Below are 24551 nucleotides of genomic sequence, written 5' to 3' on the forward strand. Positions count from 1 at the left end.
GCGCATGGGGTGGCGGCGCATCAGCTGAGTGTGGCCAGCAGGCGCTGGGCACGGGCCTTGAGCTCGCCGGAGGATTCGGCGATCACTTCCTCCACCAGGGTGCGCGCGCCCTCGCTGTCGCCGATGGTGTTGAATTCCTCGGCCAGCGCCAGCTTGGTGGCCAGCGGATCGTCCGGCAGCGGCTCGTCGGCAGGCGTGTTGGCCGGCTGCGACGCGGTGAGCCCGCCCGGGCCGGTGAGGTCCAGCGACAGGTCGCCCAGGTCGAAGTCCAGGGGCTCCACGGCCGGCGCCTTGGCATCGCGGCTGGTCAACGGTGCGATGGAGGAGTCCATCAGCGACAGGGCGTCCTCCGGGAAGTCGAGCGGCAAGGGTCCGGTTGCGGAGGCTTCCTCCTCGGGGGCAGGCTCCGCCGCGTCCGCGGCGGTCTCGGGCGCTTGCGCGGCGCCGGGCAGCTCGGGGTCGAGCACCGGCGCGGGCGCCTCGGTTTCTGGCGGCTGCGCCTCGGCGCTCTCGTGGGCCGCCTGCTCGTTGGCCGCGGCCGCCATGGCGAAGGCGCTGGGCGTGGGAGCGGGCGCCGCCGGGGCTTCGTGCAGGTCCAGGTCCAGATCAAGATCCAGATCAAGGGCCGGGAGCACGGAATCCGGGCCCGAGGCGGAGGGAGGCGCGACGTTCAGGGTGCTCGGGAAGGGGGGGGGCAATGAGTCCGCCCCCGGCTGCTCGCCCGCCGCGGTGGCCGGACGGCCGCCGGGCCGGTACAGCGCATTCTCGGGGTCCAGCGTGCGGCCCAGGTCCGATACCCGGGCCCAGTCGGGGCCCGTGCCGTTCGTGAGCCTGAACACGTCGTTCGCGGCCGACTCCAGGGCCTTGCGGTCCTGGCGCTTGGCGTAGATCTCGGCCAGCTTGGCGGGAATGGCCACGCGTTCCGGCTGGTGGCGCATGGCTTCCTTGAGGATTTCCTCTGCCTGCAGATCACGGCCATAGGCCAGGTAGACGTCGGCCTCGGCCACGGGGTCCACGTCGCCGCCGGCGTCCAACTGGCTGGGCGAATAGGTCATCGACGAGGAGCCCGTCGACAGGTCGCTGCTGGCCGTGTCCACGCGCTGGCCGCCACTGGAGCCGAAGAAGGAGTCCGGCGCGACGCGGCTTTCCTCGAACGAGCTGTCCACGGTGGCGGCACGGTTGCGTCGGTTCTGGGCCGCGCGGTAGCCGCCGTAGCCGAGCAGGGCCAGTATGAGGGCGAGGGCGCCGCCGGCCCGCAGCGGGTCCTCCATGAGCGAGTCGAGGATGCTCGGCTCCTCGGGGACGGCCGGCTGTGGTGCCGGCTGCGGCGCCGGCTTGGGGGGGGGCGCGGCGGCGGGCTCCGATGCCGCGGCGCCGGCCGCATCGGTGGCTCCGGCGGGCGCTTCGGCGCTGGCCGTGGTCTGCACGGGCGTGGGCAGCGCCGCAGGCGCCGGCACGGCGATGCCGGGGGCAGATGCCGCGTTGCCGGGGGCTGCCGCTGCGGCCTGGGTGGCGCCGCCGCCGATCTGGTTGAGCTCGGCGATGTTCTTCGACAGCTCCGCCATGCGGGCCGTGTCCTGATCGGCCTGCTTGTCGCGGGCCATCTGATCTTCGGCCTTGCGGGCCTGCACGCCGCCCTTGGAGAGGGTCAGCTTGTCGGGGCTGGCGGCCGCGGGCTTGCTCTCGTCCACCTGGGCCTGGACCGTGCCGCTGGCCGAGCGCTCGGCGGCGGCCACTTGCGTGCGCGGCGCGACCGAGGCCAGGCGGCGGCGGTACTCGTTGAAGTCGCGGCTTTGCGCGGCGACGATCTGGCGCGCCTGTACGGCCGGGGTGGCCTGCGCGTCGGCCTCGCTGGGCATGCGCAGCACCGTGCCGGCGCGCAAGCGGTTCACATTGCCCTGGACGAAGGCGTCGGGGTTGGCCTGCGCCATGGCGACTAGCATCTGGTCCAGCGAGACGCTGGCGGGCCGGTGCGCATTGGCGATGCGCCCGGCGGTGTCGCCGGGGCGCACCCTGACCTCGTCGCCACTGCCGGAGGCGGCGGCGACCGCGGGGCGGCTGGGAGCGGGCGTGACCGTTGGCGCAGGGCGGGCCGCCGGAGCCGCGGGGGCCGGTGCCGCCGCGCGCGGGGCCGGGGCGGGCGCCGTTGCGCGGGGCGCGGCTGGCGCGGTTTCGGCGCGCGGTGCCGTCAGCTGCGGCGCTGTCGTCGCGGTGGCCGGCGCGCGCTCCGTTGCCGGAGGGTCGAACAGCATGGTGTAGCTGCGCACGACATGGCCCGAGCTCCACGTGGCGTCGATCACCATGTCCACGAAGGGCTCGTTGATGGGGCGGGTGCTGCTCAGGCGCAGCACCATGGAGCCGTCGGCGCGGCGGTGCAGCTGAATCTGCACGTTGCCGGCCGCAGGCGAATACTCCAGGCCCTGGCTGCGGAAGACCTCGGGCCTGGCAGGGGCCACGCGCAGCGACTCGGCTTCGGCGGCGGTGATCTGCGGCAGTTCGATTTCGGCTCGTAGCGGCTCACCCAGTGCCGATTGCACGTTCACGCGTCCCAGGGCCAGGGCACTGGCATCGGTGCCATAGAGGCCAGCCGACAGGATGGCCGCCGTGGCCAGGGCAGAGAATTTCCAACGATGCATGTGTGCGACGAATGATTGAGTGGGCCTTGCCGTGGGGAGCAGGGTGTTCATGCTCATGGCTGGAGCCGCTCCAGTACGTGAAAATATGTAAAAAGCACCATAGCATCAATGTTTTGCACTGACAAGCCGAGCCACTGCACCGCTTTTCCTACCCTGTCCAAGGGAGCGAAAAGGCCCGGTGCCTGTTGGTAATGGACAACGGCGCTCGGCCGGGCGCGCCTGCCCGGGCACTGCCTGAAACAAAAACGGCGCCACGCGGGGTGGCGCCGTTGCTGCGCGTCAGGCGCCCAGCAGGATGCGCAGCATGCGCCGCAGGGGTTCGGCCGCGCCCCACAGCAGCTGGTCGCCGATCACGAAGGCCGACACGTACTCGGGCCCCATGTTGAGCTTGCGCACGCGGCCCACGCCGACCTGCAGGCCGCCGGTGATGGCGGCGGGGGTCAGTTCCTGGAGGGTGAGGGCCTTGTCGTTGGCGACGAACTTCACCCAGGGGTTGCCGCCCTTGATGAGGGACTCGATCTCGGCAAGCGGCAGGTCGCGCTTGAGCTTCAGGGTGAGCGCCAGCGAGTGGCAGCGCATGGCGCCGATGCGCACGCACAGGCCGTCGACGGGGATGGTGGCCGGGGTGCCCAGGATCTTGTTGACTTCGGCCTGGCCCTTCCATTCCTCCTTGGACTGGCCGTTGGGCAGTTGCGAGTCGATCCACGGGATCAGGCCGCCGGCCAGCGGGGCGCCGAAGAATTCGGTGGGCACGTCCTGGCGGATGGTGGCCGCCACCTTGCGGTCGATCTCCAGGATGGCGGATGCCGGCGTGGCCAGCTCGCCGGCCACGCTGCCGTAGATCACGCCCATGCCCTTGAGCAGTTCGCGCATGTGGTTGGCGCCGCCGCCCGAGGCCGCCTGGTAGGTCATGGAGGACACCCATTCGACCAGGTCGGCCTTGAACAGCCCGGCCAGGCCCATGAGCAGGATGGAGTTGGTGCAGTTGCCGCCGATCCAGTTCCTGCCGCCGGCGGCCAGCCTGGACTTGATCAGGCCGTCGTTGACCGGGTCGAGCACGATGACGGCGTCGTCTTCCATACGCAGCGCGGAGGCGGCGTCGATCCAGTGGCCCTTCCAGCCGGCGGCGCGGATCCTGGGGAAGACTTCCTTGGTGTAGTCGCCGCCCTGGCAGGTGATGACGATGTCGCACTTGGCCAGTTCCGCGACGTCGTTCGCGTCCTTGAGCTGGGTGTGCGTCCTGGCCATGGCGGGCGCCTTGCCGCCGGCGTTGGAGGTGGAGAAGAAGACTGGCTCGATGAGGTCGAAGTCGCCCTCGGCCTGCATGCGGTCCATCAGTACCGAGCCGACCATACCGCGCCAGCCGACCAGGCCTACCAATTGCTTGCTCATTTCAAATCGCCCTTTCAAGTTAAAAAACGGTGCGCACCCGACCGGTGGCAGCTTTTGGGGGCCCCGGCTCGTCTGGCCAGGAAGGGCGCACGACGATGCCGGAGCTGGATCAGCTCTTAATGGTCGTGGTTTTGGTGGTGATTGCGCGCGCTGCCGGCGCTGCCGGGGCGGCAGGCTTGTTCTTCGGCGGGAACGGGCAGGCGGCAAACATGGGGAAACATTGTAGAGGATGCAGTGCCGGGCACTGCATCCTCGTGGTCAACGCGGCATCAGCGCAAGGCGTTGACGACCGCATCGCCCATTTGCACCGTGCCCACGCGGGTCGTGCCCTCGCTGTGGATGTCGGGCGTGCGCAGGCCCTGGGCCAGCACCTTCTGGACGGCGGCCTCGATGCGGCGGGCGGCTTCCTCCTGGCCCAGCGAGAAGCGCAGCATCATCGCCGCCGAGAGGATGGTGGCGAGCGGGTTGGCCACGCCCTTGCCGGCAATGTCGGGCGCGCTGCCGTGGCTGGGCTCGTACAGGCCCTGCTTTTTGTCGTTCAGGCTGGCGCTGGGCAGCATGCCGATGGAGCCGGTGAGCATGGAGGCTTCGTCCGAGAGGATGTCGCCGAACATGTTGCCGGTCACGATCACGTCGAAGGCCTTGGGCGCCTTGACGAGCTGCATGGCGGCGTTGTCCACGTACATGTGGTCGAGCTGCACGTCGGGGTAGTCCTTGTGCACCTCGGTGACCACGTCCTTCCAGAGCTGGAAGGTCTCCAGCACGTTGGCCTTGTCCACGCTGGTGACGCGCTTGCTGCGCTTGCGCGCGGCCTCGAAGGCCACGCGGGCGATGCGCTCGATCTCGGGACGGCTGTAGCGCATGGTGTCGAAGGCTTCCTCGGCGCCGGGGAAGTGGCCGTCGGGCGCCGTGCGGCGGCCGCGCGGCTGGCCGAAGTAGATGTCGCCCGTGAGCTCGCGGATGATGAGGATGTCCAGGCCCGCGACCAGCTCGGGTTTGAGGCTCGATGCGTGTGTGAGCTGCTCGTAGCAGATGGCGGGGCGGAAGTTGGCGAACAGGCCCAGGTGCTTGCGCAGGCCCAGGATGGCTTGCTCGGGGCGCAGCGGGCGGTCGAGCTTGTCGTACTTCCAGTCGCCCACGGCGCCGAACAGGATGGCGTCGGCCTCGCGCGCGAGCCCGAGCGTGGATTCAGGCAGCGGGTGGCCCGCGACTTCGTAGGCGGCGCCGCCCACGGGGGCGGTTTCCATCTCCAGCTTCAGGTCGAGCGCCTCGAGCACCTTGACGGCTTCGGCGACGATTTCGGGGCCAATGCCGTCGCCCGGCAGGACTGCGATTTTCATGGTGTGTTTACTTCTGTTTTGATAGCTACTGGCGCTTGGCTGGAAAGCTCTGGATGTTGATTTGTCTTGAATTTTCAGGATGCCATGGTGTGGGCCAGCCAGGGCTTGGTGGCCAGGCGCTCTGCCTCGAAGGCGCGGATCTTGTCGGCATGGCGCAGGGTCAGGCCGATGTCGTCGAAGCCGTTGAGCAGGCAGTACTTGCGGAACGGGACCACGTCGAAGGCAATTTCCTCGCCCTGGGGGCGGATCACGACCTGGCGCTCCAGGTCGATGGTCAGCTGGTAGCCGGGGAAGGCCGCGACCTCGTTGAACAGCAGGTCCACCGTGGCCTCGGGCAGCACGATGGGCAGCAGACCGTTCTTGAAGCAGTTGTTGAAGAAGATGTCGGCGAAGCTCGGCGCGATGATGGCGCGAAAGCCGTACTGGTCCAGCGCCCAGGGCGCGTGCTCGCGGCTGGAGCCGCAGCCGAAGTTCTTGCGCGCGAGCAGGATGGAGGCGCCCTTGTACCGCGGCTGGTTCAGCACGAAGTCGGGGTTGGGCTTGCGCTGGCTCTCGGGCACGCCGGGCTCGCCCTTGTCCAGGTAGCGCCATTCGTCGAACAGGTTGGGGCCGAAGCCCGTCTTCTTGATCGACTTGAGGAACTGCTTGGGGATGATGGCGTCGGTATCGACGTTCTCGCGGTCCATGGGAGCGACCAGGCCCTGGTGGATGGTGAATTTCTGCATGGCGGTTGAAGAGGATGGGGTTGTCAGCGGGCCGCGCGCTCTATGGCGCCGCCGGCACTTTGCACGTCCTGGCCTATGCCCTTGATGGTGTTGCAGGCCGCCAGGGTCAGGGCCAGGCCGATCAGAAGGACGGAGAAGGAGGGCTTCATGGTGGTGCTCGCTGAAGAGGGGGTTAGGCGAACTTGCGGATGTCGACGAAATGGCCGTGGATGGCGGCGGCCGCGGCCATGGCCGGGCTGACCAGGTGGGTGCGCCCGCCCGCGCCCTGGCGGCCTTCGAAGTTGCGGTTGCTGGTGCTGGCGCAGCGCTCACCGGGCTCCAGCCGGTCGGCGTTCATGGCCAGGCACATGGAGCAGCCGGGCTCGCGCCATTCGAAGCCGGCGGCCTTGAAGATCTGGTCCAGGCCTTCGCGCTCGGCCTGTTCCTTGACCAGGCCCGAGCCGGGCACGACCATGGCCAGCTTGACGTTCTTGGCGACCTTCTGGCCGAGCTTCTTGACCACGGTGGCGGCCTCGCGCATGTCCTCGATGCGGCTGTTGGTGCAACTGCCGATGAACACCTTGTCCACGAAGATGTCGGCGATCGGCTTGCCGGGCTCAAGGCCCATGTAGGTCAGGGCGCGCTCGGTCGCGCCGCGCTTGGAGGGGTCCTTTTCCTTGTCGGGGTCGGGCACCGTGGCGTCCACGCCCAGCACCATCTCGGGGCTGGTGCCCCAGGTCACCTGCGGCACGATCTCGGCAGCGTTGAGCTCCACCACGGCGTCCCACTGCGCGTCGGCGTCGGAGTGCAGCGTCTTCCAGTACTGCACGGCCTGGTCCCACTCCACGCCCGTGGGGGCCAGCGGGCGGCCCTTGACGTAGTTGATGGTCTTGTCGTCTACGGCCACCAGGCCCGCGCGCGCGCCGGCTTCGATAGCCATGTTGCACACGGTCATGCGGCCTTCCATCGACAGGTCGCGGATGGCTTCGCCCGCGAACTCGATGGTGTAGCCCGTGCCGCCGGCGGTGCCGATCCTGCCGATGATGGCCAGCACGATGTCCTTGGCCGTGATGCCGGGGGCCACCTTGCCGTTGACCTTGATAAGCATGTTCCTGGCCTTCTTGGCCAGCAGGGTCTGCGTGGCCATCACGTGCTCGACCTCGCTGGTGCCGATGCCGTGGGCCAGTGCGCCGAAGGCGCCGTGCGTGCTGGTGTGGCTGTCGCCGCAGACCACGGTCATGCCGGGCAGGGTGGCGCCGTTCTCGGGGCCGATCACGTGCACGATGCCCTGGCGCCTGGAGAGGAAGGGGAAGAACGCGGCCGCGCCTGATTCGGCGATGTTCTTGTCCAGCGTGACGATCTGCTCCTTGCTGATGGGGTCGGCGATGCCGTCGTAGCCGCGCTCCCAGCCCGTGGTGGGCGTGTTGTGGTCGGCCGTGGCGACGATGGAGCTCACGCGCCAGACCTTGCGGCCGGCTTCGCGCAGACCCTCGAAGGCCTGCGGGCTGGTCACTTCGTGGACCAGGTGGCGGTCGATGTAGAGCACGGCCGTGCCGTCTTCTTCGGTGTGGACGACGTGTTCGTCGAAGATCTTGTCGTACAGGGTGCGTCCCATGGCGGTCTCGTTTCGTGGGTTCAGGGGGATGGGGAAATTGTAGGAGCCAGATGCTCGACCAGCAGCCGCGCGGTGACGGGCAGCGCGTCGAAGTCGCGCGCCACCAGGCGCAGCTCGCGCCGGGCCCAGGGCTCGTCCAAGCGCACGGCCGCGAGCTGCCCCACGCCGCGCATCAGCGCGAAGGCGCGATCGGGCAGCAGGCCCACGCCCAGGCCGTTGTCGATCATGCGGCACATGGCGTCCAGGCTGGTGACCTGGATGCGCTGGCGCAGCGGCCGCCCGGCCTGGGCGGCGGCCTGGCGCATGGCCAGGCTGATGCTGCTGCCGGCGTGCAGGCCGACGATGTCCCAGTCGAGCACTTCGTCGAATTGGATGGATTCCCGCGCGGACAGCGCGTGGGTCTGCGGCACGACGAGCACCAGGTGGTCGCTGCGGTAGGGGCGGCTTTGCAGGTCTGCGCCGCCCGCGCCGTTGCCGCCGCCCAGGTTGCAGATGCCCAGGTCGGCCGCGCCCTCGTGCACGGCGTGCAGCACGTCGGGGGACAGGTGCTCCTGCAGGTCGATCTTGATCTGGCTGTGCGCGCGGGCGAACTGCCCCAGGTCCTCGGGCAGGAACTGCACGATGGCCGAGATGTTGGCGTGCATGCGCACATGGCCGCGCACGCCCTCGGCGTATTCGCTGAGCTCGCCCTGCATGCGCTCCAGCCCGAAGAGCACCGCGCGCGCGTGGTGCAGCAGGCTCTCGCCCGCGGGCGTGAGCGTCACGCCGCGGCTGTGGCGGTACAGCAGGGCCGTGTCCACCGCGGCCTCCAGGTCGGACAGGCGCTTGCTCACGGCCGAGGCGGCGATGAACTCGCGCTCGGCCGCGCGGCCGATGCTGCCCAGTTCGCAGACGGCCACGAACAGTTGCAGCGAGGTCAGGTCGATACGGCGCGCGAAACTGCGCTCGGAGCTTTTCATCGGGGGAGTCGTTGTGGCTTCTCGTTTGGAGAGGCTATGCCCGGATTTTCCCCTTGATACGTTGCCTTTGCCATCGTTAACCACGATGGCCTGCATGCCGTCATGCGCGCTGCTGCGGCGGGTCTGCTCCTCAAAAAAGAGCTGCTAGCGCTTTGCTAGAAAGGAATGGAGCAGGTTTTTATGGATTTTTACAGCACCACGGTGTCGCCATGCTCCGGCACCTCGGCGGGCCAGTGCAGCTCGTACTCGATGCGCTGGCGCAGCATGTCGGCAGCGGGCAGCTCCCCATGCACCACGTACACGCGGCGCGGCGCGGCGGGCATGGCGCGCAGCCAGTCGAGCACCTGGTTGCCGTCGGCATGGGCCGACGCCGTGGCCAGCTGCACCACCTCGGCGCGGATCTCCACGTCGCGCCCGAGGATGCGTATGCTCTTTTCGCCATTGGCGATGCGCGCGCCGCGCGTGCCGCCGGCCTGGTGGCCGGTGAGCACGATCATGTTGCGGTGGTCGCCCGCGTGCAGCGCCAGGTGGTGCAGCACGCGCCCGCCCGTGGCCATGCCGCTGGCCGACAGGATGATGCGCGGCCCGTGCAGGCGCGCCAGGGCCTTGGACTCCTCCACGCTGTGCACCAGCGTGGTGCCGCGCGCCATGGCGTGCAGGTCGGCGTGGCTTAGGCAGTGCTCGCCCACGTGGTCCTCGAACAGTTCGGTGGTGCTCACGGCCATGGGGCTGTCCAGGTACACGGGCAGGCGCGCCGGCAGGTCGCCGCGCGCTTTCAGCCGGGCGATGGCGTGCAGCACCGTCTGCGCCCGCCCCACCGCGAACACCGGCACCACGGCCACGCCGCCGCGCGCGGCCAGGCGTGCCAGGGCCGGGCCCAGCTCGTCCAGCACCGAGCCCGGCGGGTGGCTGCGGTCGCCGTAGGTGGATTCGACGAGCACCGTGTCGGCCGCGGGCGGCGCGTCGGGGGCGCACATCAGCAGGTCGTCCGGTCGGCCCAGGTCGCCCGAGAACAGGATGCGCCGCCCGCCCACTTCCAGCAGGATGCTGGCCGCGCCCAGGATGTGGCCGGCGCGCGTGAACGTGGCGCGCCAGCCGGGCAGGGGCTCGAAGGGCGTGCGCGCGGGCTGCGCGCGCAGGAGCGACAGGCTGTGCTGCGCGTCCAGGCGCGTGTACAGCGGCAGCGCGGGCTCGTGCTTGCTCAGGTGGTGGCGGTTGAGGTAGGCCGCTTCCTCCTCCTGCAGGTGGCCGCTGTCGGGCAGCAGGATGGCGCATAGGTCGCGCGTGCCGGAGGTGCAGAACACCGGGCCGCCGAAGCCGCCCTTCGCCAGCAGCGGCAGATAGCCCGAATGGTCCAGGTGGGCATGGGTGAGCAGCACGGCGTCGATCTCGTGCGGCTCCACCGGCAGCGGCCGCCAGTTGCGCTGGCGCAGCAGCTTGTAGCCCTGGAACAGCCCGCAGTCCACCAGCAGTGCCTTGCCGCCATGGCGCACGAGGTACTTGGAGCCGGTGACGGTGCCGGCGCCGCCGAGGAAAGTGAGGCTGACGGTCATGGGGGTGCTCTCCCGGGTTCGATGGCCGCCAGCGTAGCAGTTAACCCAGCCGCATCCGCAGCGTGGCGTAGCCGGCGTCGGGGTAGACGGCCCGCGCCGGCGCATGGCCCGCGGCCAGGACGATGCGGGTGGTGCGCGCGAGCAGCTCCTCTATCAGCACGCGCAGCTCCAGCCGCGCCAGAGGGGCGCCCGGGCAGACGTGGATGCCCGCGCCGTACAGCAGGTTGAGCCCTGGGTCGCGGTCCATGCGGAACGCGTCGGGGTCGCCGAACACGCGCGGGTCGCGGTTGGCGGCGATCCAGTTGACCGACAGGCGGCTGCCGGCCGGCAGCGGGCAGCCGCCCAGCGCGGTGGCACGGGTGGTGATGCGGCGGTTGGACACCAGCGGGCCGTCGATGCGCAGCACCTCGTCGATGGCCGTGGGCAGCAACGCGGGCTGTTCGCGCAGGCGCTGCTGCCAGTCGGGGTGGCTGGCCAGCCAGTGCATGAGGATGCCGATGGAGGCGGCGATGGTGCCGACCTCGCCCACCGTCCAGTTGCGCAGCACGCTGGCGAGCTCGCGCAGGTCCAGCAGGCGGCCATCGACGCGGGTGTGCATCAGTTCGCTGCTGACGTCCTGCGTGGGGGGCGCGTCGCGCCGCGCCTGGCGCACGCGCTCGACCAGGTCCTCGAACTCCCGGGCCACGGCCGATGTCTGGACGCGGTCGCCCGAGCGCGTGGCGGCGTGGCTGCGGCGCAGCCAGCCGAGCAGCTCGTCCTGCAGCAGCGTGGGCCAGCCCAGGAAGGCAGACTGCACGCGCACGGCGAAGGGCAGGGCGAATTCCTGGGTGATCTCCAGGTCGCCGCCCAGGGCCAGGGCCTCCTGCACGGTGGCGCCGGAGAGGGCGCGGCACACGGGCTCGAAGCGCGCCATGCGCTCGGGCGCGAAGAAGGGGTCGAGCGCGCGGCGGTAGGCCGTGTGCTCGGGCTGGTCGTAGCCGTTGGGCACGGCCGGGTGCGCCGACACGGCGCTGCTGAAGGTGGCGTGGTCATCCAGCACCCGCATGACCTCGGCGTGGCGCAGCACGGACCAGTGCTGCGATTCGCTATGGGCCAGGGGGCATCGTTCGCGCAGCTGGTCGTAGGCGGCGCGCTGGTCGCGCTGGACCTCGGGGGCCTGCGGGTCCCATTGCGGTGGGGTCGTGGTCATTACAGTTTCTCCATGCCGTCAAAGGCCCAGGTCGTCGGCCAGCGCGTCCATGCGGTGGCGCACGTCCGCATCCATGGCCATGGGGCGGCCCCATTCGCGCTGGGTCTCGCCAGGCCATTTGTTCGTGGCGTCCAGGCCCATCTTGCCGCCCAGGCCGGCCACGGGCGAGGCGAAGTCCAGGTAGTCAATGGGGGTGTTCTCGATGAGCATCGTGTCGCGCACCGGGTCCATGCGCGTGGTCATGGCCCAGATGACCTCCTTCCAGTCGCGCGCGTCGATGTCGTCGTCGACGACCACGATGAACTTGGTGTAGAGGAACTGGCGCAGGTGGCTCCACACGCCCATCATCACGCGCCGGGCGTGGCCGGCGTAGGCCTTCTTGATGCGCACCACGGCCAGCCGGTAGCTGCAGGCTTCGGGCGGCAGGTAGAAGTCCACGATCTCGGGGAAGGCGCGCTGCAGCAGCGGCACGAACAGCTCGTTGAGCGCCAGGCCCAGCATGGCGGGCTCGTCCGGCGGCTTGCCCGTGTAGGTGCTGTGGTAGATCGCGTCCTCGCGCAGCGTGATGCGCTCCACGGTGAAGACCGGGAATTCGGCGCACTCGTTGTAGTAGCCGGTGTGGTCGCCGTAGGGGCCCTCCAGCGCGTGGCGCCAGCCACTCGGGTGGCCGGCGTCGGGGTGGATGTGGCCTTCGAGCACGATCTCGGCCTGGGCCGGCACCTGCAGGGGCACGCCGATGGCCGGCGCCACCTCGGTGCGCGCGCCGCGCAGCAGGCCCGCGAACTGGTATTCCGACAGGGTGTCGGGCACGGGTGTGACGGCGCCCAGGAGGGTCGCCGGGTCGGCCCCTAGGGCCACCGCCACGGGGTAGGGCTTGCCGGGGTTCTGGCGGCAATGCTCGGCGAAGTCCAGCGCGCCGCCGCGGTGCGCCAGCCAGCGCATGATGAGTTCGTTCTTCGACAGCAGCTGCTGGCGGTAGATGCCCAGGTTCTGCCGCGCCTTGTGCGGGCCGCGCGTGATGGTCAGGCCCCAGGTGACGAGCGGCGCCACGTCGCCGGGCCAGCAGTGCTGGATGGGCAGCCTGCCCAGATCCACGTCGCCGCCCTCCCAGACGATCTGCTGGCAGGGCGGGCGGCGCACGGTGGACGGCGCCATGCTCCACAGCGTCTTGACGAGGTCGCGCCGGCCCCACAGGTCCTTCATGCCGCGCGGCGGCTCGGGCTCCTTGAGCTGGGCCAGCACCTCGCCGAAGGCGCGTATCTCGGCCAGGCCCGCCACGCCCAGCGCGCGCGCCACGCGAGCGGGCGTGCCGAACAGGTTGGCGAGCACCGGCATGCGGTGGCCCGTGGGGTTCTCGAACAGCAGCGCCGGGCCACCGGCGCGCAGCACGCGGTCGCTGAGCGCCGTCATCTCCAGGTGCGGCGAGACCGGGGCGGCGATGCGGCGCAGCTCGCCTGCGGCCTCCAGCTGGGCCAGGAAGTCGCGCAGGTCACGGTAGTGCATTTTCAAGCCAAATCTTGCTCCAGCGCTCGTCCATAAAGCGATTGCAGCTATTAAATCAGGAGTTCTTGGGCAAACCCTGCCAGCGCGGCGCCAGGTCGTTGTCCAGGCCCAGCAGGTCCAGCGCGCGGGCCACGCTGTGGTCCACGATCTCGCCGATGGTGGTGGGGCGCTGGTAGAAGGCGGGCATGGGCGGGCAGCAGATCGCACCCAGCTCGGTCACGGTGGCCATGTTGCGCAGGTGCACCAGGTGCAGGGGCGATTCGCGCGTGAGCAGCACCAGGCGGCGGCGCTCCTTGAGCACCACGTCGGCGGCGCGGGTCAGCAGGTTGTCGGCCAGGCCATGGGCGATGGCCGCCAGCGTGCGCATGGAGCAGGGCGCCACCACCATGCCGTGCGCGGCGAAGGAGCCGCTGGCGATGCTGGCGCCCACGTCGGCCAGATCGTGCACGTGGTCGGCGAGGGCCTCGACCTCGGCGCGCTCCATGTCCAGCTCGTGGCGCAGGTTGAGCCAGCCCGCGTGCGACACGACCAGGTGCGACTCCACGCCCTCCATGCCCTGCAGCGCCTGCAGCAGGCGCGCGCCATAGACGGCGCCGCTGGCGCCGGAGATGCCGACGATGATGCGTTTCGGGGTGCTCATGCGCGGCCCCCGCGCAAGGGGTGGTCGCGCAGGTCGGCCTCGATGCGGCCCAGCACCTCGGCCGCCTGGGCGGCGTCGAAATCCTGGTGGTTGCGTTTCTTCACGCCGTATTCATGCAGCTGGTAATGGCGCGCGGGGGCGATGCGGTGGCGCGCCAGGCTGCTCCTGACGCACACCAGGGGACAGCCGTCGAGCGCGATGATGGGGCGGCCGCTCCTGGCGAGCCTGACCAGCTTGGGCACGTCGCCGCCGACCCCGGCGATGCACGACATCTCGGCCATGCCGCGCCGGTCCATCTGCACGGCGATGTGGTTGGCCAGCTGCGCGGCGCTGGAGCAGCCGGAGCAGGAGTAGACCAGGGGCTGGTCTTCTTCAGGGGCTGGGTCGGTGGCAGATGCGCTCATGGCCGGGGCTTCAGGAAGGCGGGCAGGGGCGGCAGCTGGCGCAGCAGGTGCGGCGCCTTGCGCTCCAGGACTGCGCGCGGGCTCCAGTGGCTGGGGGCGAGCACGGGCAGCTCCAGCGCGTCGAGTGCATTCTTCACCACCAGGCCCAGCTCGGTGTCGCCCTCCATGACCAGGCGGCGGTTGAAGAACAGCGTGTCCGGGTCCTGGCGGCGCTGCGCCAGCAGCAGGAAGTCCTGCGCGTTGGCGCTGATGGCCAGGTCGGGGTTGGCCTGCGGCGCGCTGGGTGCGAAGCGCTGGCCGTTCCAACTGAAGTCGAAACCCAGGCGCGCGTCGCGCACGCGGATGGCCAGGCGTTTGCCCTGCAGGATGTCCTTGACGTCCTGCGGGAGCTGCCTGGCCAGCGCGAAGTTGATGGCCGCCACCAGGAGCATGGAGCCCGGGTAGGCCGGCAGGCGCGCGAGCACGGCGCCCACGGGGCGCGGCAGGGTGAAGGGGGCGGGTGGGGTCGCGTTCATGGCGTGTGTTCCTCGTGGTTCAGGCGATGGCCGGCGCCGGCGTGATCAGGTCCAGGCCCGGCTTGCCGTGCCAGTAGCCGTTGCAGGACGCCTCGGGCATGAAGGGGCGCATGTTGGCGAGCGTGGCGGGGTCCGGCCGCTCGGCGCGGCGCGCGGCGTCGAAGGCGGCGATGATCTTGTCCATGTGCTGCGACTGCGGGGACAGGCGCAGTATGTCTGCCCCGGCCGCGCGCAGCGCGGGTATGTCCAGCACCAGATTGTGCACGCGCGCCGACTGGGTCTGGATGCCGTTGATGACCAGGAAGGGCTCCTTCTCGCGCGTCTGCAGCAGCTGGCCGTCCGGGTGCTCGATGCAGCGGAAGCCGCAGTCGTCCTTGGGCAGGTTGTAGTGGCGCGCCGTGAAGCAGCGCGCCGAGAACGCCAGCGGCATGCGGCCATAGGCGAACACTTCCGTTTCCAGGCCGGCGGGCTTGTCCTTGAGCAGCACGGCCAGGTCGCTCTGGCGCATCTCCAGCGGCATGACCCAGCGGCGCGCGCCCAGGCTGGCCATCCAGGCCAGGGTGTCGGCGTTGAAGATGTTGAGCTGCGGGCCGGCGACGAAGGGCCGCTTGCCCGCCAGGTTGTGCACGGCGCCCATGTCGTTGGCCTCGACGGGGAACTCCTCGTCGCGCGCGATCTTGTGCATGTCGGCCACGTCGCTGGTCGATTCCAGCAGCACCATGGTGGACATGACGGCCTCCTTGCCGGCACCCTGCAGCATGCGCGCGATGTCCATCCAGTCGCTCTGGCGCAGTTCGTGGCGGCGCGAGCACACGGCCTCGCCCAGGTAGACGATGTCCACCGGGGTCTGGCCAATAGCCTGGTAGAACTCGAAAACCGTCTCGCGCGGCCAGTAGTACTGCAGGGGGCCCAGGGCCAGCTTCATCATCGGCTTATCCATCATGTCCATCACTTCCAGGGGCGGTGGTAGGCGCCCAGCGTGTGCTGCTGGCCTTCGGCCACTTGGTCCAGGCTGGCCATCCAGGCGGTTTTGGGCGCATACAGGTGGCCCTGCGCCATGCAGTGGTCTATGGCCTCGCGCCAGACCTTGGTGACCTGGGCCACGTAGGCGGGGCTCCTCTGGCGGCCCTCGATCTTGAAGGCGCGCACGCCCATCTTGACCAGCTGGGGCAGCAGCTCCAGCGTGTTCAGGCTGGTGGGCTCCTCCAGCGCGTAGTAGTTGCTCTCGTCGCCCACGTCGAAGCGCCCCTTGCACAGTGTCGGGTAGCCGGCGTTTTCGCCCTGGCCGTAGCGGTCGATGAGCACGCCGTTCAGGCGCGACTCCAACCCCTGGGGTGTTTCCTGCCAGCGCACGAACTTGGCCGGCGAGCACACGCCGTGCGTGTTGGGCGATTCGCCCGTGGCGTAGGACGAGAGCGCGCAGCGCCCCTCCACCATCACGCACAGGCTACCGAAGCCGAAGACCTCGATCTCCACGCTGGTGCGGTTGACCAGCTGGCGCACCTGCTCCAGCGACAGCACGCGCGGCAGCACGGCGCGCTGGATGTTGAACTGCGCGTGGTACAGGTTGATGGCGTCGTGGTTGGTGGCCGAGCCCTGCACCGACAGGTGCAGGCGCAGGTTGGGGTGCCGCTCGCTGGCGTAGCGCATCAGGCCCGGGTCGGCCAGGATGATGGCGTCCACGCCCCAGGCGCTGGCCCGGTCGAGCGCGGAGCGCCAGGGCGCGGGGTTGGTCGCCTGCGGGTAGGTGTTGAGCGCCATCAGCACCTTGCGGCCGCGGTCGTGGGCATAGGCGATGCCGTTCTGAATGGCGGCCTCGTCGAAGTTCAGGCCGGCGAAATTGCGCGCGTTGGTCGCGTCGCGCAGGCCCAGGTAGACGCAGTCGGCGCCGCCGTCGATGGCCGCCTTGAGCGCGGGCAGGCTGCCGGCGGGGCAGACCAGTTCGGGGGCGGCAGGGGCGGCGCTGGCGGCCGTATCGATGGTGCTGGCTGAGGAGGGGCTGGCAAGGGCGTTCACGGCGGGTTCCGGTGCTGTTCTGGTGCGGGCGTTTCCCCGCAGGCCGCACACCATAGGACGATGCAAAAGACCACAAGCTGATTTTTGTCAAGGGCAGGCGGTGTATTTCCGATGTATCCCATTGGAAATGGGCATGGGTGCATGCCGCGGTCGCGGCGGTTTTTTCCACCGGTGTTGGAAAAGACCGACACCATGGTTTTTGGGGCGGGACTACCTTCGCGCATCCACCATACATCCCAGGAGCGACAGACCATGCCCAAGACCCTCATCGAGCCGTTTCGCATCAAGAGCGTCGAACCCATACGCATGACCACGCGCGCTGAGCGCGAACGCCTGCTCGAAGAGGCCCATCTCAACATCTTCAAACTGCGCGCCGAGGACGTGCTCATCGACTGGCTCACCGACTCGGGCACGGGCGCCATGTCCGCGCGCCAGTGGGGCGCCATCATGGAGGGCGACGAGAGCTACGCCGGCGCGCGCAGCTTCTTCCGTCTCGAAAAGGTGATCCAGGACATCACCGGCATGGCGCACTTCGTGCCCACGCACCAGGGCCGCGCGGCCGAGAAGGTGCTGTTCACGGCGGTGTGCAGGAAGGGCGACCTGGTGCCCAACAACTGCCACTTCGACACCACGCGCGGCAACCTCGAATACATGGGCGTGGAGGCCGTGGACGTGGTCATCGCCGAGGGGTTGCAGCCCGCGACGATCCACCCGTTCAAGGGCAACATCGACCTGGACCGCGCCGAGGCACTGCTGAAGAAGGAAGGCGGCCGCATTCCCTTCGGCATGCTCACGATGACCAACAACACGGGCGGCGGCCAGCCCGTGTCCATGGCCAACATCCGTGCCTACAGCGCCTTGCTGAAGCAATACGGCAAGCCCTTCATCATGGACGTGTGCCGCTTCGCCGAGAACGCCATGTTCATCAAGATGCGCGAGCGCGGCTACGAGAACACCCCCGTGCGCGAGATCGCCCGCGAGATGTTCTCCTACGCCGACGGCGCGACCATGAGCGCCAAGAAGGACGGCATGGTCAACATCGGCGGCTTCATCGTCCTGCGCAGCGACGAATGGCTGGACGAGGTGAGGAACGACCTGATCATGATGGAAGGCTTTCCCACCTACGGCGGCATGGCCGGACGCGACCTGGAGGCGCTGGCCGTGGGGCTGGAGGAAGGGCTGCAGGAGGACTACCTGCGCTACCGCCTGCGTACCGCCGAATATTTGGGCGAGCGCCTGGAGGCGGCCGGGGTCGGCTTTGTCAAGCCCACCGGGGGCCATGCCGTCTACATCGACGCGCGCACCGTGCTGCCCGACATGCCCGTGCAGCACTACCCGGCCTGGGCGCTGTGCAACGCGCTCTACCTGGAGGGCGGCATCCGCGGCGTGGAGATCGGCTCGGTGATGTTCGGCAAGCGCCTGGAGGACGGAACCGAGACCTACCACAGCATGGAGCTGGTGCGCCTGGCCTTCCCGCGCCGCATGTACACACAAAGCCACTTCGACTACGCGGCCGAGGTGATCGCCGAGGTCAAGGCCAAGGCCGCGGGCATCCGCGGCGTGAGGATCACCAGGCAGCCCCGGTTTCTGCGCCACTTCACCTGCGAGTGCGCGTGGGTGTGAGGGCTCTTTGCGCCTTGCGTTGTCTCGCTATATCGGCAGCGGATGCGGGAAGGCCCCCGCCGCTGCCTGGGGGTCAGACCTGCTCGGGCACGCGCGCCTTCGCCGGACTGCGGCGCCGGGCTGCGGCGGCGCCGAGCAGCCCCAGACCCAGCAGTGCCATGCTGCCTGGCTCGGGCACCTGATTGCCCGGGTTGCTGAATTCCATGGTTCCGGCCAGTTGGTAGGAGCATGCCTGGCAACCATTCCAGTTGGGATGCAGCGGGCTGCCGCCGTTGGCGTTGTCCCAGGACATGCCAAGGGTGTTGGCATCGTCGCTCAGGCCCACTTGCACCAGGGCGTTGGAGCCATCGAACAGGCCCGAGGCGCTGAAGAAGGCCACGTATTGCTGGCCGGGCGTGAGCGAGAGGCCGCCGGTGCCGATGACGACCTCGGTCCAGTCCGTGAAATTGCCACTGAAAACGGAAGAGGTGAACAGCGACGTGCCCGCACCGCCATTGACCCAGGTGGCCACGCCGGCGTACAGCTGGCTTGTGCTCGCATTCAGGGACTGCAAGATCAGGCTGAAACTGTCGAGCACCGTGTTGATGGCATCGGGCGTGGTGAAAACCTCGCCATAGGTGGTGGTGTCCGGCTCGCCCAGGGGCTGAATGCCGGTGCCGTTGAAGGTATTGGTGATCACCACATCGGCCTGGGCGCCAACCGAGGCCAGGGCGAGTACGAGGGCGGCAATGGTTTTCATGGTTGTATCGGGTCGAAATTACAGGCGTGTATCAAAAAGCATTTTTCATGCCAAATAAAAAAGGCTTTGAAAATCAATGGGCCGTGCCAATCGATTGATACGTGATGTAAAAATTCTCGACAAATTACCCTCGGAGTTTGGGGGAGGGGCGCCGGTCACTCCTCAAGAAAAACGGCACGCCATGCGTGCCGTTTCTGCGCTTGCAGGGTGGCCGTCAGCTGAAGAAGCTCTTGAGCCTGTCGGTCCAGCTCTCGGTCGAGGGCGAGTGCTTGCCCCCGCCTTTCTTCAGCGACTCGTCGAGTTCGCGCAGGAGCTTGCGCTGATGCTCGGTGAGCTTGACCGGCGTCTCCACCACGATGTGGCAGTACAGGTCGCCGGGGTAGCTCGCGCGCACCCCCTTGATGCCCTTGCCGCGCAGGCGGAACTGCTTGCCCGCCTGCGTGCCCTCGGGGATGTCGATGGCCGCCTTGCCCGAGAGCGTGGGCACTTCGATCTCGCCGCCCAGCGCCGCGGTGATGAAGCTCACGGGCACCTGGCAGTGCAGGTCGTCGCCGTCGCGCTCGAAGATGTCGTGCTTTCGCACGCGGATCTCTATGTACAGGTCGCCCGGCGGGCCGCCGTTGGTGCCCGGCTCGCCGTTGCCGGAGGAGCGGATGCGCATGCCGTCGTCGATGCCGGCGGGGATCTTCACCTCCAGCGTCTTCTGGCGCTTGATCCTGCCCTGGCCGTGGCAGGCGGTGCAGGGCTCGGGAATGATCTTGCCCGTACCGCGGCAGTGCGGGCAGGTCTGCTGCACGCTGAAGAAGCCCTGGCGCATCTGCACCGCGCCCGCCCCATTGCAGGTGCCGCAGGTCTTGGCGCTGGTGCCAGGCTTGGCGCCGCTGCCATGGCAGGTGTCGCAGGATTCCCAGCTCGGGATGCGGATCTGCGCATCCTTGCCCTTTGCAGCCTCCTCCAGCGTGATCTCCATGGCGTAGGACAGGTCGTTGCCGCGATAGACCTGGCGCCCCCCGCGCCCCCCGCGTCCGCCGCCGAACATGTCGCCGAAGATGTCCCCGAAGGCCTCGGCGAAGCCGCCGAAGCCCTCGGCACCGCCCATGCCGCCGCGCATGTTGGGGTCCACGCCGGCGTGGCCGTACTGGTCGTAGGCGGCGCGCTTCTGCGGGTCGGACAGGATCTCGTAGGCCTCCTTGGCCTCCTTGAACTTTTCCTCTGCAGGCTTGGCGGCGTCACCCTGGTTGCGGTCAGGGTGGTGCTTCATCGCGAGCTTGCGATAGGCTTTCTTGAGCTCGTCGTCCGAGGCGTTCTTGGGAACGCCGAGGACCTCGTAAAAATCTCTCTTGGACATGGGGATTCTTCAGACCGGTTGGAGCAGGAACGCCGCGCGAGCCCCGGCAGGGGCACGGCGCGGCGGCTGGGCGGGCGGCGCTGCGTTGGCGCGGGTCAGCCCTTCTTGACTTCCTTGACCTCGGCGTCCACCACGTTGTCGTCCTGCGCGGCGCCAGCGGAGGTGCCTGCCGAGGAGGCCTGCGCGGCGTCGGCGCCCGCACCCTGCTGGGCCGCCTGGGCGTCGGCGTACATCTTCTCTCCGAGCTTTTGGCTGGCTGCCATCAGGGCCGTGGTTTTTTCCTCGATGGCGGCCTTGTCCTCGCCCTTGAGAGCGGCTTCCAGATCCTTCACCGCAGCCTCGATCTTCTCCTTCTCGCCGGCGTCGAGCTTGTCGCCGTGTTCGGCCAGGCTCTTGCTCACCGTGTGCACGGCGGCCTCGCCCTGGTTGCGGGCCTGCACCAGTTCGAGCTTCTTCTTGTCGTCGGCGGCGTTGAGCTCGGCGTCCTTCACCATCTTCTGGATCTCTTCCTCGGACAGGCCCGAGTTGGCCTTGATGGTGATCTTGTTCTCCTTGCCCGTGCCCTTGTCCTTGGCGCCCACGTGCAGGATGCCGTTGGCGTCGATGTCGAAGCTCACCTCGATCTGCGGCGTGCCGCGCGAGGCGGGCGGGATGCCCTCCAGGTTGAACTCGCCCAGCAGCTTGTTGGCGCTGGCGATCTCGCGCTCGCCCTGGAACACCTTGATCGTCACGGCGGGCTGGTTGTCCTCGGCCGTGGAGAAGGTCTGCGCGAACTTCGTCGGGATCGTGGTGTTCTTGGTGATCATCTTGGTCATCACGCCGCCCAGGGTCTCGATGCCCAGGGACAGGGGGGTGACGTCCAGCAGCAGCACGTCCTTGCGGTCGCCGCTGAGCACCTGGCCCTGGATGGCCGCGCCCACGGCTACGGCCTCGTCGGGGTTCACGTCCTTGCGCGGCTCCTTGCCGAAGAACTCCTTGACCTTCTCCTGCACCTTGGGCATGCGCGTCATGCCGCCGACCAGGATCACGTCGTTGATGTCCGACACGCTGATGCCGGCGTCCTTGATGGCCGTGCGGCAGGGCGCGATGGTGCGCTCGATCAGTTCATCGACCAGGCTTTCGAGCTTGGCGCGCGTGAGCTTGATGTTCAGGTGCTTGGGGCCCGAGGCGTCGGCCGTGATGTAGGGCAGGTTGATGTCGGTCTGGGCCGAGTTCGACAGCTCGATCTTGGCCTTCTCGGCGGCTTCCTTCAGGCGCTGCAGGGCCAGAACGTCCTTGGACAGGTCCACGCCCTGTTCCTTCTTGAACTCGCCGATGATGTAGTCGATGATGCGCTGGTCGAAGTCCTCGCCGCCCAGGAACGTGTCGCCGTTGGTCGCCAGCACCTCGAACTGCTTCTCGCCGTCCACGTCGGCGATCTCGATGATGGACACGTCGAACGTGCCGCCGCCCAGGTCATAGACGGCGATCTTGCGGTCGCCCTTGTCCTGTTTGTCCAGGCCGAAGGCCAGGGCCGCGGCGGTGGGCTCGTTGATGATGCGCTTGACGTCCAGGCCCGCGATGCGGCCGGCGTCCTTGGTGGCCTGGCGCTGGCTGTCGTTGAAGTAGGCCGGCACGGTGATCACGGCCTCGGTCACGGGCTCGCCCAGGTAGTCCTCGGCGGTCTTCTTCATCTTGCGCAGCACTTCGGCGCTGATCTGCGGGGGCGCGAGCTTCTGGCCGCGCACCTGCACCCAGGCGTCGCCGTTGTCGGCCTTGACGATCTCGAAGGGCATCAGGTCGATGTCCTTCTGCACTTCCTTTTCCTCGAACTTGCGGCCGATCAGGCGCTTGGCGGCGTAGATCGTGTTCTTGGGGTTGGTGACGGCCTGGCGCTTGGCGGAGGCGCCGACGAGGATCTCACCGTCTTCCTGGTAGGCAATGATGGACGGCGTGGTGCGCGCGCCCTCGCTGTTCTCGATCACGCGCGTGGTGTTGCCTTCCATGATGGCCACGCAGCTGTTGGTCGTGCCCAGGTCGATGCCGATGATTTTTCCCATGTTTTTCTCCGTGATGTCTGAAATGTCTGGATAGCCAGTAACTTGTGGATGGGCCGCCGGTATTCAAGCGGCGCGATGCTTTTTCTCTCTTCTTATTTGGATGCCGCCACGGTCACCAGGGCCGGGCGCAGCACCCGGTCGGCGATCAGGTAGCCCTTCTGCAGCACGCTGACGATGGTGTTGGCCTCCTGATCGGCCGGCACCATGCTGATTGCTTGGTGCTGGTGGGGGTCGAACTTGGCGCCGCTGGCCGGGTTGATGACCACCACTTTGTTGCGCTCCAGCGCACCGACCAGCTGGCGCAGCGTGGCGTCCGAGCCCTCGCGCAGCTGCTCGGCCGTTGCGCTCTCGATGGACAGGGCGGCGTCCAGGCTGTCGCACACGGGCAGCAGGCTCTCGGCAAAGCTCTCGATGCCGAACTTGCGCGCCTTGGAGACCTCTTCCTCGGCGCGGCGGCGGGCGTTCTCGGCCTCGGCCTTGGCGCGCAGGAACTGGTCGGCCAGCTCGGCGCTCTTGGCCTTGAGCTCGGCGAGCTCGGCCTGCAGGCGGGCCAGCTCGTCGGCCGCATTCGCCGCCAGCGCGGCTTCGATCTCTTCGGGGGTGGGTGCGGGATTCTGGTTCTGGGTGTCGGACATGTCGGCTACGGTTGGATTGGAACTGGAGTGCTTATCCGCGGCACATGGGTACGGGCCGGGAAATTTCAAGCAAGGACGCGGCCCGCGCCGCCGTTTGCCGCCATCGGCATGATCTGGGTCGGTGGCGCGCCGGGCCGCAGTGTACAAGCTCCGCTCGTGAGCGTTATAATGCCCGGCTTTGCCTTGCCACACTGCTACACGACGCGGCGGGTGGTGTCATCCAAAAGGAGTTTGCATGCGTCACTACGAAATCATTTTGTTGATCCATCCGGATCAAAGCGAGCAGGTTCCGGCCATGCTGGAGCGCTACAAGGGCATGATCACCGCCGGCGGTGGCCAGGTGCACCGCGTGGAGGACTGGGGCCGCCGCCAGCTGGCCTACCTGATCAACAAGCTCGCCAAGGCCCACTACCTGTGCCTGAACATCGAGGCCGACCAGGCCGTGATGGCCGAGCTGGAGCACGCCTTCAAGTTCAACGACGCCGTGCTGCGCCACCTGACCGTGCAGAAGAAGAAGGCCGAGACCGGCCCGTCTTCGATGATGAAGACTGTCGAGCGCGAAGAAGCCCGCAAGGCCAGCCAGGCCGAGTTCGCCGCCACCGAGCGCTGATAGACCGGCCGTTCCAGGAGGTGTGAACAACCACTGTGCCCTGACGGCCTGTATCGCTGAGGCTCAGCCCCTGCGCTACACGCCTGCCGGCCTGCCGGCGCTGGATTTGCGGCTCGAGCACGAGTCGCTGCAGCACGAGGCAGGCGCCGAGCGCCAGGTCAAGGCCAGCGTCAAGGCGGTCGCCTTCGGCAGTTTGGCCGAGCGGCTGGCCCGGCAGGCGCTGGGAAGTCTCTGGACGTTCCGGGGGTTTCTGGCCACGGGGCGGGGCGGCAAGGGTCTGGTGTTTCACATCCAGGATATTCAACAAGATTAACTTTCAAGAGGCTCGAAAATGGCCACGTTCAAGAAATTCAACAAGGACAAGCGCCCGAAGCGCAACACCCAGTCGCTGCTGTTCAAGCGCAAGCGCTTCTGCCGCTTCACCGTCGCTGGCGTCGAGGAAATCGACTACAAGGATGTGGACACGCTGCGTGACTTCATCGCCGAGAACGGCAAGATCATCCCCGCGCGCCTGACCGGCACGCGCGCCATCTACCAGCGCCAGCTCAACACCGCCATCAAGCGCGCCCGCTTCCTGGCCCTGGTGCCCTACAGCGACCAGCACAAGATCTAAGGAGCACGATTCCCATGCAAGTCATCCTGCTCGACAAGGTCGTCAACCTCGGCAGCCTCGGCGAAATCGTCAAGGTCAAGGACGGTTACGCCCGCAACTTCCTGATTCCCTCGGGCCGTGCCCGCCGCGCCACCGAGGCCGCCAAGGCCGAGTTCGAAGCCCGCCGCGCCGAACTGGAGAAGGCCGCCGCCGAGAAGCTGGCCGCTGCCCAGGCGCAAGGCGAGAAGCTGGCCGGCTCCGCCGTCAAGCTGACGCAGAAGGCCGGCGTGGACGGCCGCCTGTTCGGCTCCGTGACCAACGGTGACATCGCCGAAGAGCTGAACAAGCAAGGCTACGACCTGGTGAAGTCGCAGATCCGCCTGCCCAACGGCCCGATCAAGACCGTGGGCGACAACACCATCACGGTGGCGCTGCACACGGACGTGGTCGTCGAAGTGACCGTGTCGGTCTACGGCGAAACCGCCTGACGCGCACGCGC

At 68.4% G+C, this 24551-nt stretch carries 24 protein-coding genes; 5 read left to right on the plus strand and 19 right to left on the minus strand.

Going from position 1 to position 24551, the window contains the following annotated elements; all coding sequences use genetic code 11:
- Positions 1-20: 20 nt before the first annotated feature.
- The 15 genes from ALIDE2_RS06500 to ubiU all read right to left on the minus strand — a co-directional run bounded on the left by ALIDE2_RS06500 (position 21) and on the right by ubiU (position 16520).
- A complete protein-coding gene (locus ALIDE2_RS06500; protein ID WP_041700722.1) occupies positions 21-2636 on the minus strand; it encodes a motility hub landmark protein FimV in 2616 nt (871 codons plus the stop codon).
- A 279-nt stretch (positions 2637-2915) separates the two neighbouring features.
- Positions 2916-4028, minus strand: coding sequence for an aspartate-semialdehyde dehydrogenase (gene asd, locus ALIDE2_RS06505; RefSeq protein WP_013519947.1), 1113 nt, complete (start codon positions 4026-4028; stop codon positions 2916-2918).
- 269 nt (positions 4029-4297) lie between these two features.
- Entirely contained in the window at positions 4298-5368 is a 1071-nt protein-coding gene (leuB, locus tag ALIDE2_RS06510; protein ID WP_013519946.1) for a 3-isopropylmalate dehydrogenase, read from the minus strand.
- A 74-nt stretch (positions 5369-5442) separates the two neighbouring features.
- On the minus strand, positions 5443-6093 hold the full coding sequence (gene leuD, locus ALIDE2_RS06515; RefSeq protein WP_013519945.1) for a 3-isopropylmalate dehydratase small subunit: 651 nt from the start codon (positions 6091-6093) through the stop codon (positions 5443-5445).
- A gap of 23 nt (positions 6094-6116) precedes the next feature.
- Positions 6117-6242: an entericidin A/B family lipoprotein gene (locus tag ALIDE2_RS06520; protein WP_013519944.1), complete on the minus strand. Its 126-nt coding sequence runs from the start codon at positions 6240-6242 to the stop codon at positions 6117-6119.
- Between the two features lie 23 nt (positions 6243-6265).
- Positions 6266-7687 carry a 3-isopropylmalate dehydratase large subunit gene (gene leuC / locus ALIDE2_RS06525; RefSeq protein WP_013519943.1) on the minus strand — a complete coding sequence of 474 codons (1422 nt, stop codon included), beginning with the start codon at positions 7685-7687 and terminating at the stop codon, positions 6266-6268.
- Between the two features lie 20 nt (positions 7688-7707).
- Positions 7708-8646: a LysR family transcriptional regulator gene (locus ALIDE2_RS06530; RefSeq protein WP_013519942.1), complete on the minus strand. Its 939-nt coding sequence runs from the start codon at positions 8644-8646 to the stop codon at positions 7708-7710.
- 188 nt (positions 8647-8834) lie between these two features.
- On the minus strand, positions 8835-10199 hold the full coding sequence (locus tag ALIDE2_RS06535; RefSeq protein ID WP_013519941.1) for an MBL fold metallo-hydrolase: 1365 nt from the start codon (positions 10197-10199) through the stop codon (positions 8835-8837).
- Positions 10200-10239: 40 nt separating this feature from the next.
- Entirely contained in the window at positions 10240-11388 is a 1149-nt protein-coding gene (locus ALIDE2_RS06540; RefSeq protein ID WP_013519940.1) for a cytochrome P450, read from the minus strand.
- Positions 11389-11406: 18 nt separating this feature from the next.
- Positions 11407-12891 (minus strand): 4-hydroxy-3-polyprenylbenzoate decarboxylase, encoded by a 1485-nt coding sequence (ubiD, locus tag ALIDE2_RS06545; protein ID WP_013519939.1) that lies wholly within the window; start codon positions 12889-12891, stop codon positions 11407-11409.
- Between the two features lie 55 nt (positions 12892-12946).
- On the minus strand, positions 12947-13531 hold the full coding sequence (locus tag ALIDE2_RS06550; RefSeq protein ID WP_013519938.1) for a UbiX family flavin prenyltransferase: 585 nt from the start codon (positions 13529-13531) through the stop codon (positions 12947-12949).
- Positions 13528-13935: a putative zinc-binding protein gene (locus tag ALIDE2_RS06555; protein ID WP_013519937.1), complete on the minus strand. Its 408-nt coding sequence runs from the start codon at positions 13933-13935 to the stop codon at positions 13528-13530. Before ALIDE2_RS06555 ends, ALIDE2_RS06550 begins: the two co-directional genes overlap by 4 nt.
- Positions 13932-14450 carry a ubiquinone anaerobic biosynthesis accessory factor UbiT gene (gene ubiT / locus ALIDE2_RS06560; RefSeq protein WP_013519936.1) on the minus strand — a complete coding sequence of 173 codons (519 nt, stop codon included), beginning with the start codon at positions 14448-14450 and terminating at the stop codon, positions 13932-13934. Before ubiT ends, ALIDE2_RS06555 begins: the two co-directional genes overlap by 4 nt.
- Before the next feature lie 19 nt (positions 14451-14469).
- On the minus strand, positions 14470-15375 hold the full coding sequence (locus ALIDE2_RS06565) for a U32 family peptidase (protein ID WP_174764562.1): 906 nt from the start codon (positions 15373-15375) through the stop codon (positions 14470-14472).
- 23 nt (positions 15376-15398) lie between these two features.
- Complete coding sequence (gene ubiU / locus ALIDE2_RS06570; RefSeq protein ID WP_013519934.1) at positions 15399-16520, minus strand: ubiquinone anaerobic biosynthesis protein UbiU; 1122 nt, start codon at positions 16518-16520, stop codon at positions 15399-15401.
- A gap of 198 nt (positions 16521-16718) precedes the next feature.
- On the opposite strand from ubiU, the gene ALIDE2_RS06575 reads away from it, so the two are divergent.
- Entirely contained in the window at positions 16719-18089 is a 1371-nt protein-coding gene (locus ALIDE2_RS06575) for a tryptophanase (RefSeq protein WP_013721652.1), read from the plus strand.
- A gap of 73 nt (positions 18090-18162) precedes the next feature.
- Here the strand turns inward: ALIDE2_RS06575 and ALIDE2_RS06580 are convergent, their stop codons facing one another.
- From ALIDE2_RS06580 to grpE, 4 genes are all read right to left on the minus strand, one after another.
- Complete coding sequence (locus tag ALIDE2_RS06580; RefSeq protein WP_013721653.1) at positions 18163-18828, minus strand: PEP-CTERM sorting domain-containing protein; 666 nt, start codon at positions 18826-18828, stop codon at positions 18163-18165.
- Positions 18829-19042: 214 nt separating this feature from the next.
- A complete protein-coding gene (dnaJ, locus tag ALIDE2_RS06585; protein WP_013519931.1) occupies positions 19043-20176 on the minus strand; it encodes a molecular chaperone DnaJ in 1134 nt (377 codons plus the stop codon).
- Between the two features lie 95 nt (positions 20177-20271).
- Positions 20272-22215 (minus strand): molecular chaperone DnaK, encoded by a 1944-nt coding sequence (gene dnaK / locus ALIDE2_RS06590; RefSeq protein WP_013519930.1) that lies wholly within the window; start codon positions 22213-22215, stop codon positions 20272-20274.
- Positions 22216-22307: 92 nt separating this feature from the next.
- Positions 22308-23042 (minus strand): nucleotide exchange factor GrpE, encoded by a 735-nt coding sequence (gene grpE, locus ALIDE2_RS06595; RefSeq protein WP_420796268.1) that lies wholly within the window; start codon positions 23040-23042, stop codon positions 22308-22310.
- Between the two features lie 43 nt (positions 23043-23085).
- Here grpE and rpsF point away from each other — a divergent pair, with 43 nt between their 5' ends.
- The 4 genes from rpsF to rplI are packed head-to-tail and all read left to right on the plus strand — an operon-like array spanning position 23086 to position 24540.
- The gene (gene rpsF, locus ALIDE2_RS06600) at positions 23086-23460 is read left to right on the plus strand and encodes a 30S ribosomal protein S6 (protein WP_013519928.1); all 375 of its coding nucleotides are present in this window, start codon (positions 23086-23088) and stop codon (positions 23458-23460) included.
- A 22-nt stretch (positions 23461-23482) separates the two neighbouring features.
- Positions 23483-23773 carry a primosomal replication protein N gene (priB, locus tag ALIDE2_RS06605; RefSeq protein WP_013519927.1) on the plus strand — a complete coding sequence of 97 codons (291 nt, stop codon included), beginning with the start codon at positions 23483-23485 and terminating at the stop codon, positions 23771-23773.
- Positions 23774-23791: 18 nt separating this feature from the next.
- Complete coding sequence (rpsR, locus tag ALIDE2_RS06610) at positions 23792-24073, plus strand: 30S ribosomal protein S18 (protein ID WP_011794373.1); 282 nt, start codon at positions 23792-23794, stop codon at positions 24071-24073.
- A 14-nt stretch (positions 24074-24087) separates the two neighbouring features.
- Positions 24088-24540: a 50S ribosomal protein L9 gene (gene rplI / locus ALIDE2_RS06615; RefSeq protein ID WP_013519926.1), complete on the plus strand. Its 453-nt coding sequence runs from the start codon at positions 24088-24090 to the stop codon at positions 24538-24540.
- Positions 24541-24551 lie beyond the last annotated feature (11 nt).

This window comes from Alicycliphilus denitrificans K601, assembly GCF_000204645.1.
Lineage (GTDB): Bacteria > Pseudomonadota > Gammaproteobacteria > Burkholderiales > Burkholderiaceae_C > Alicycliphilus > Alicycliphilus denitrificans.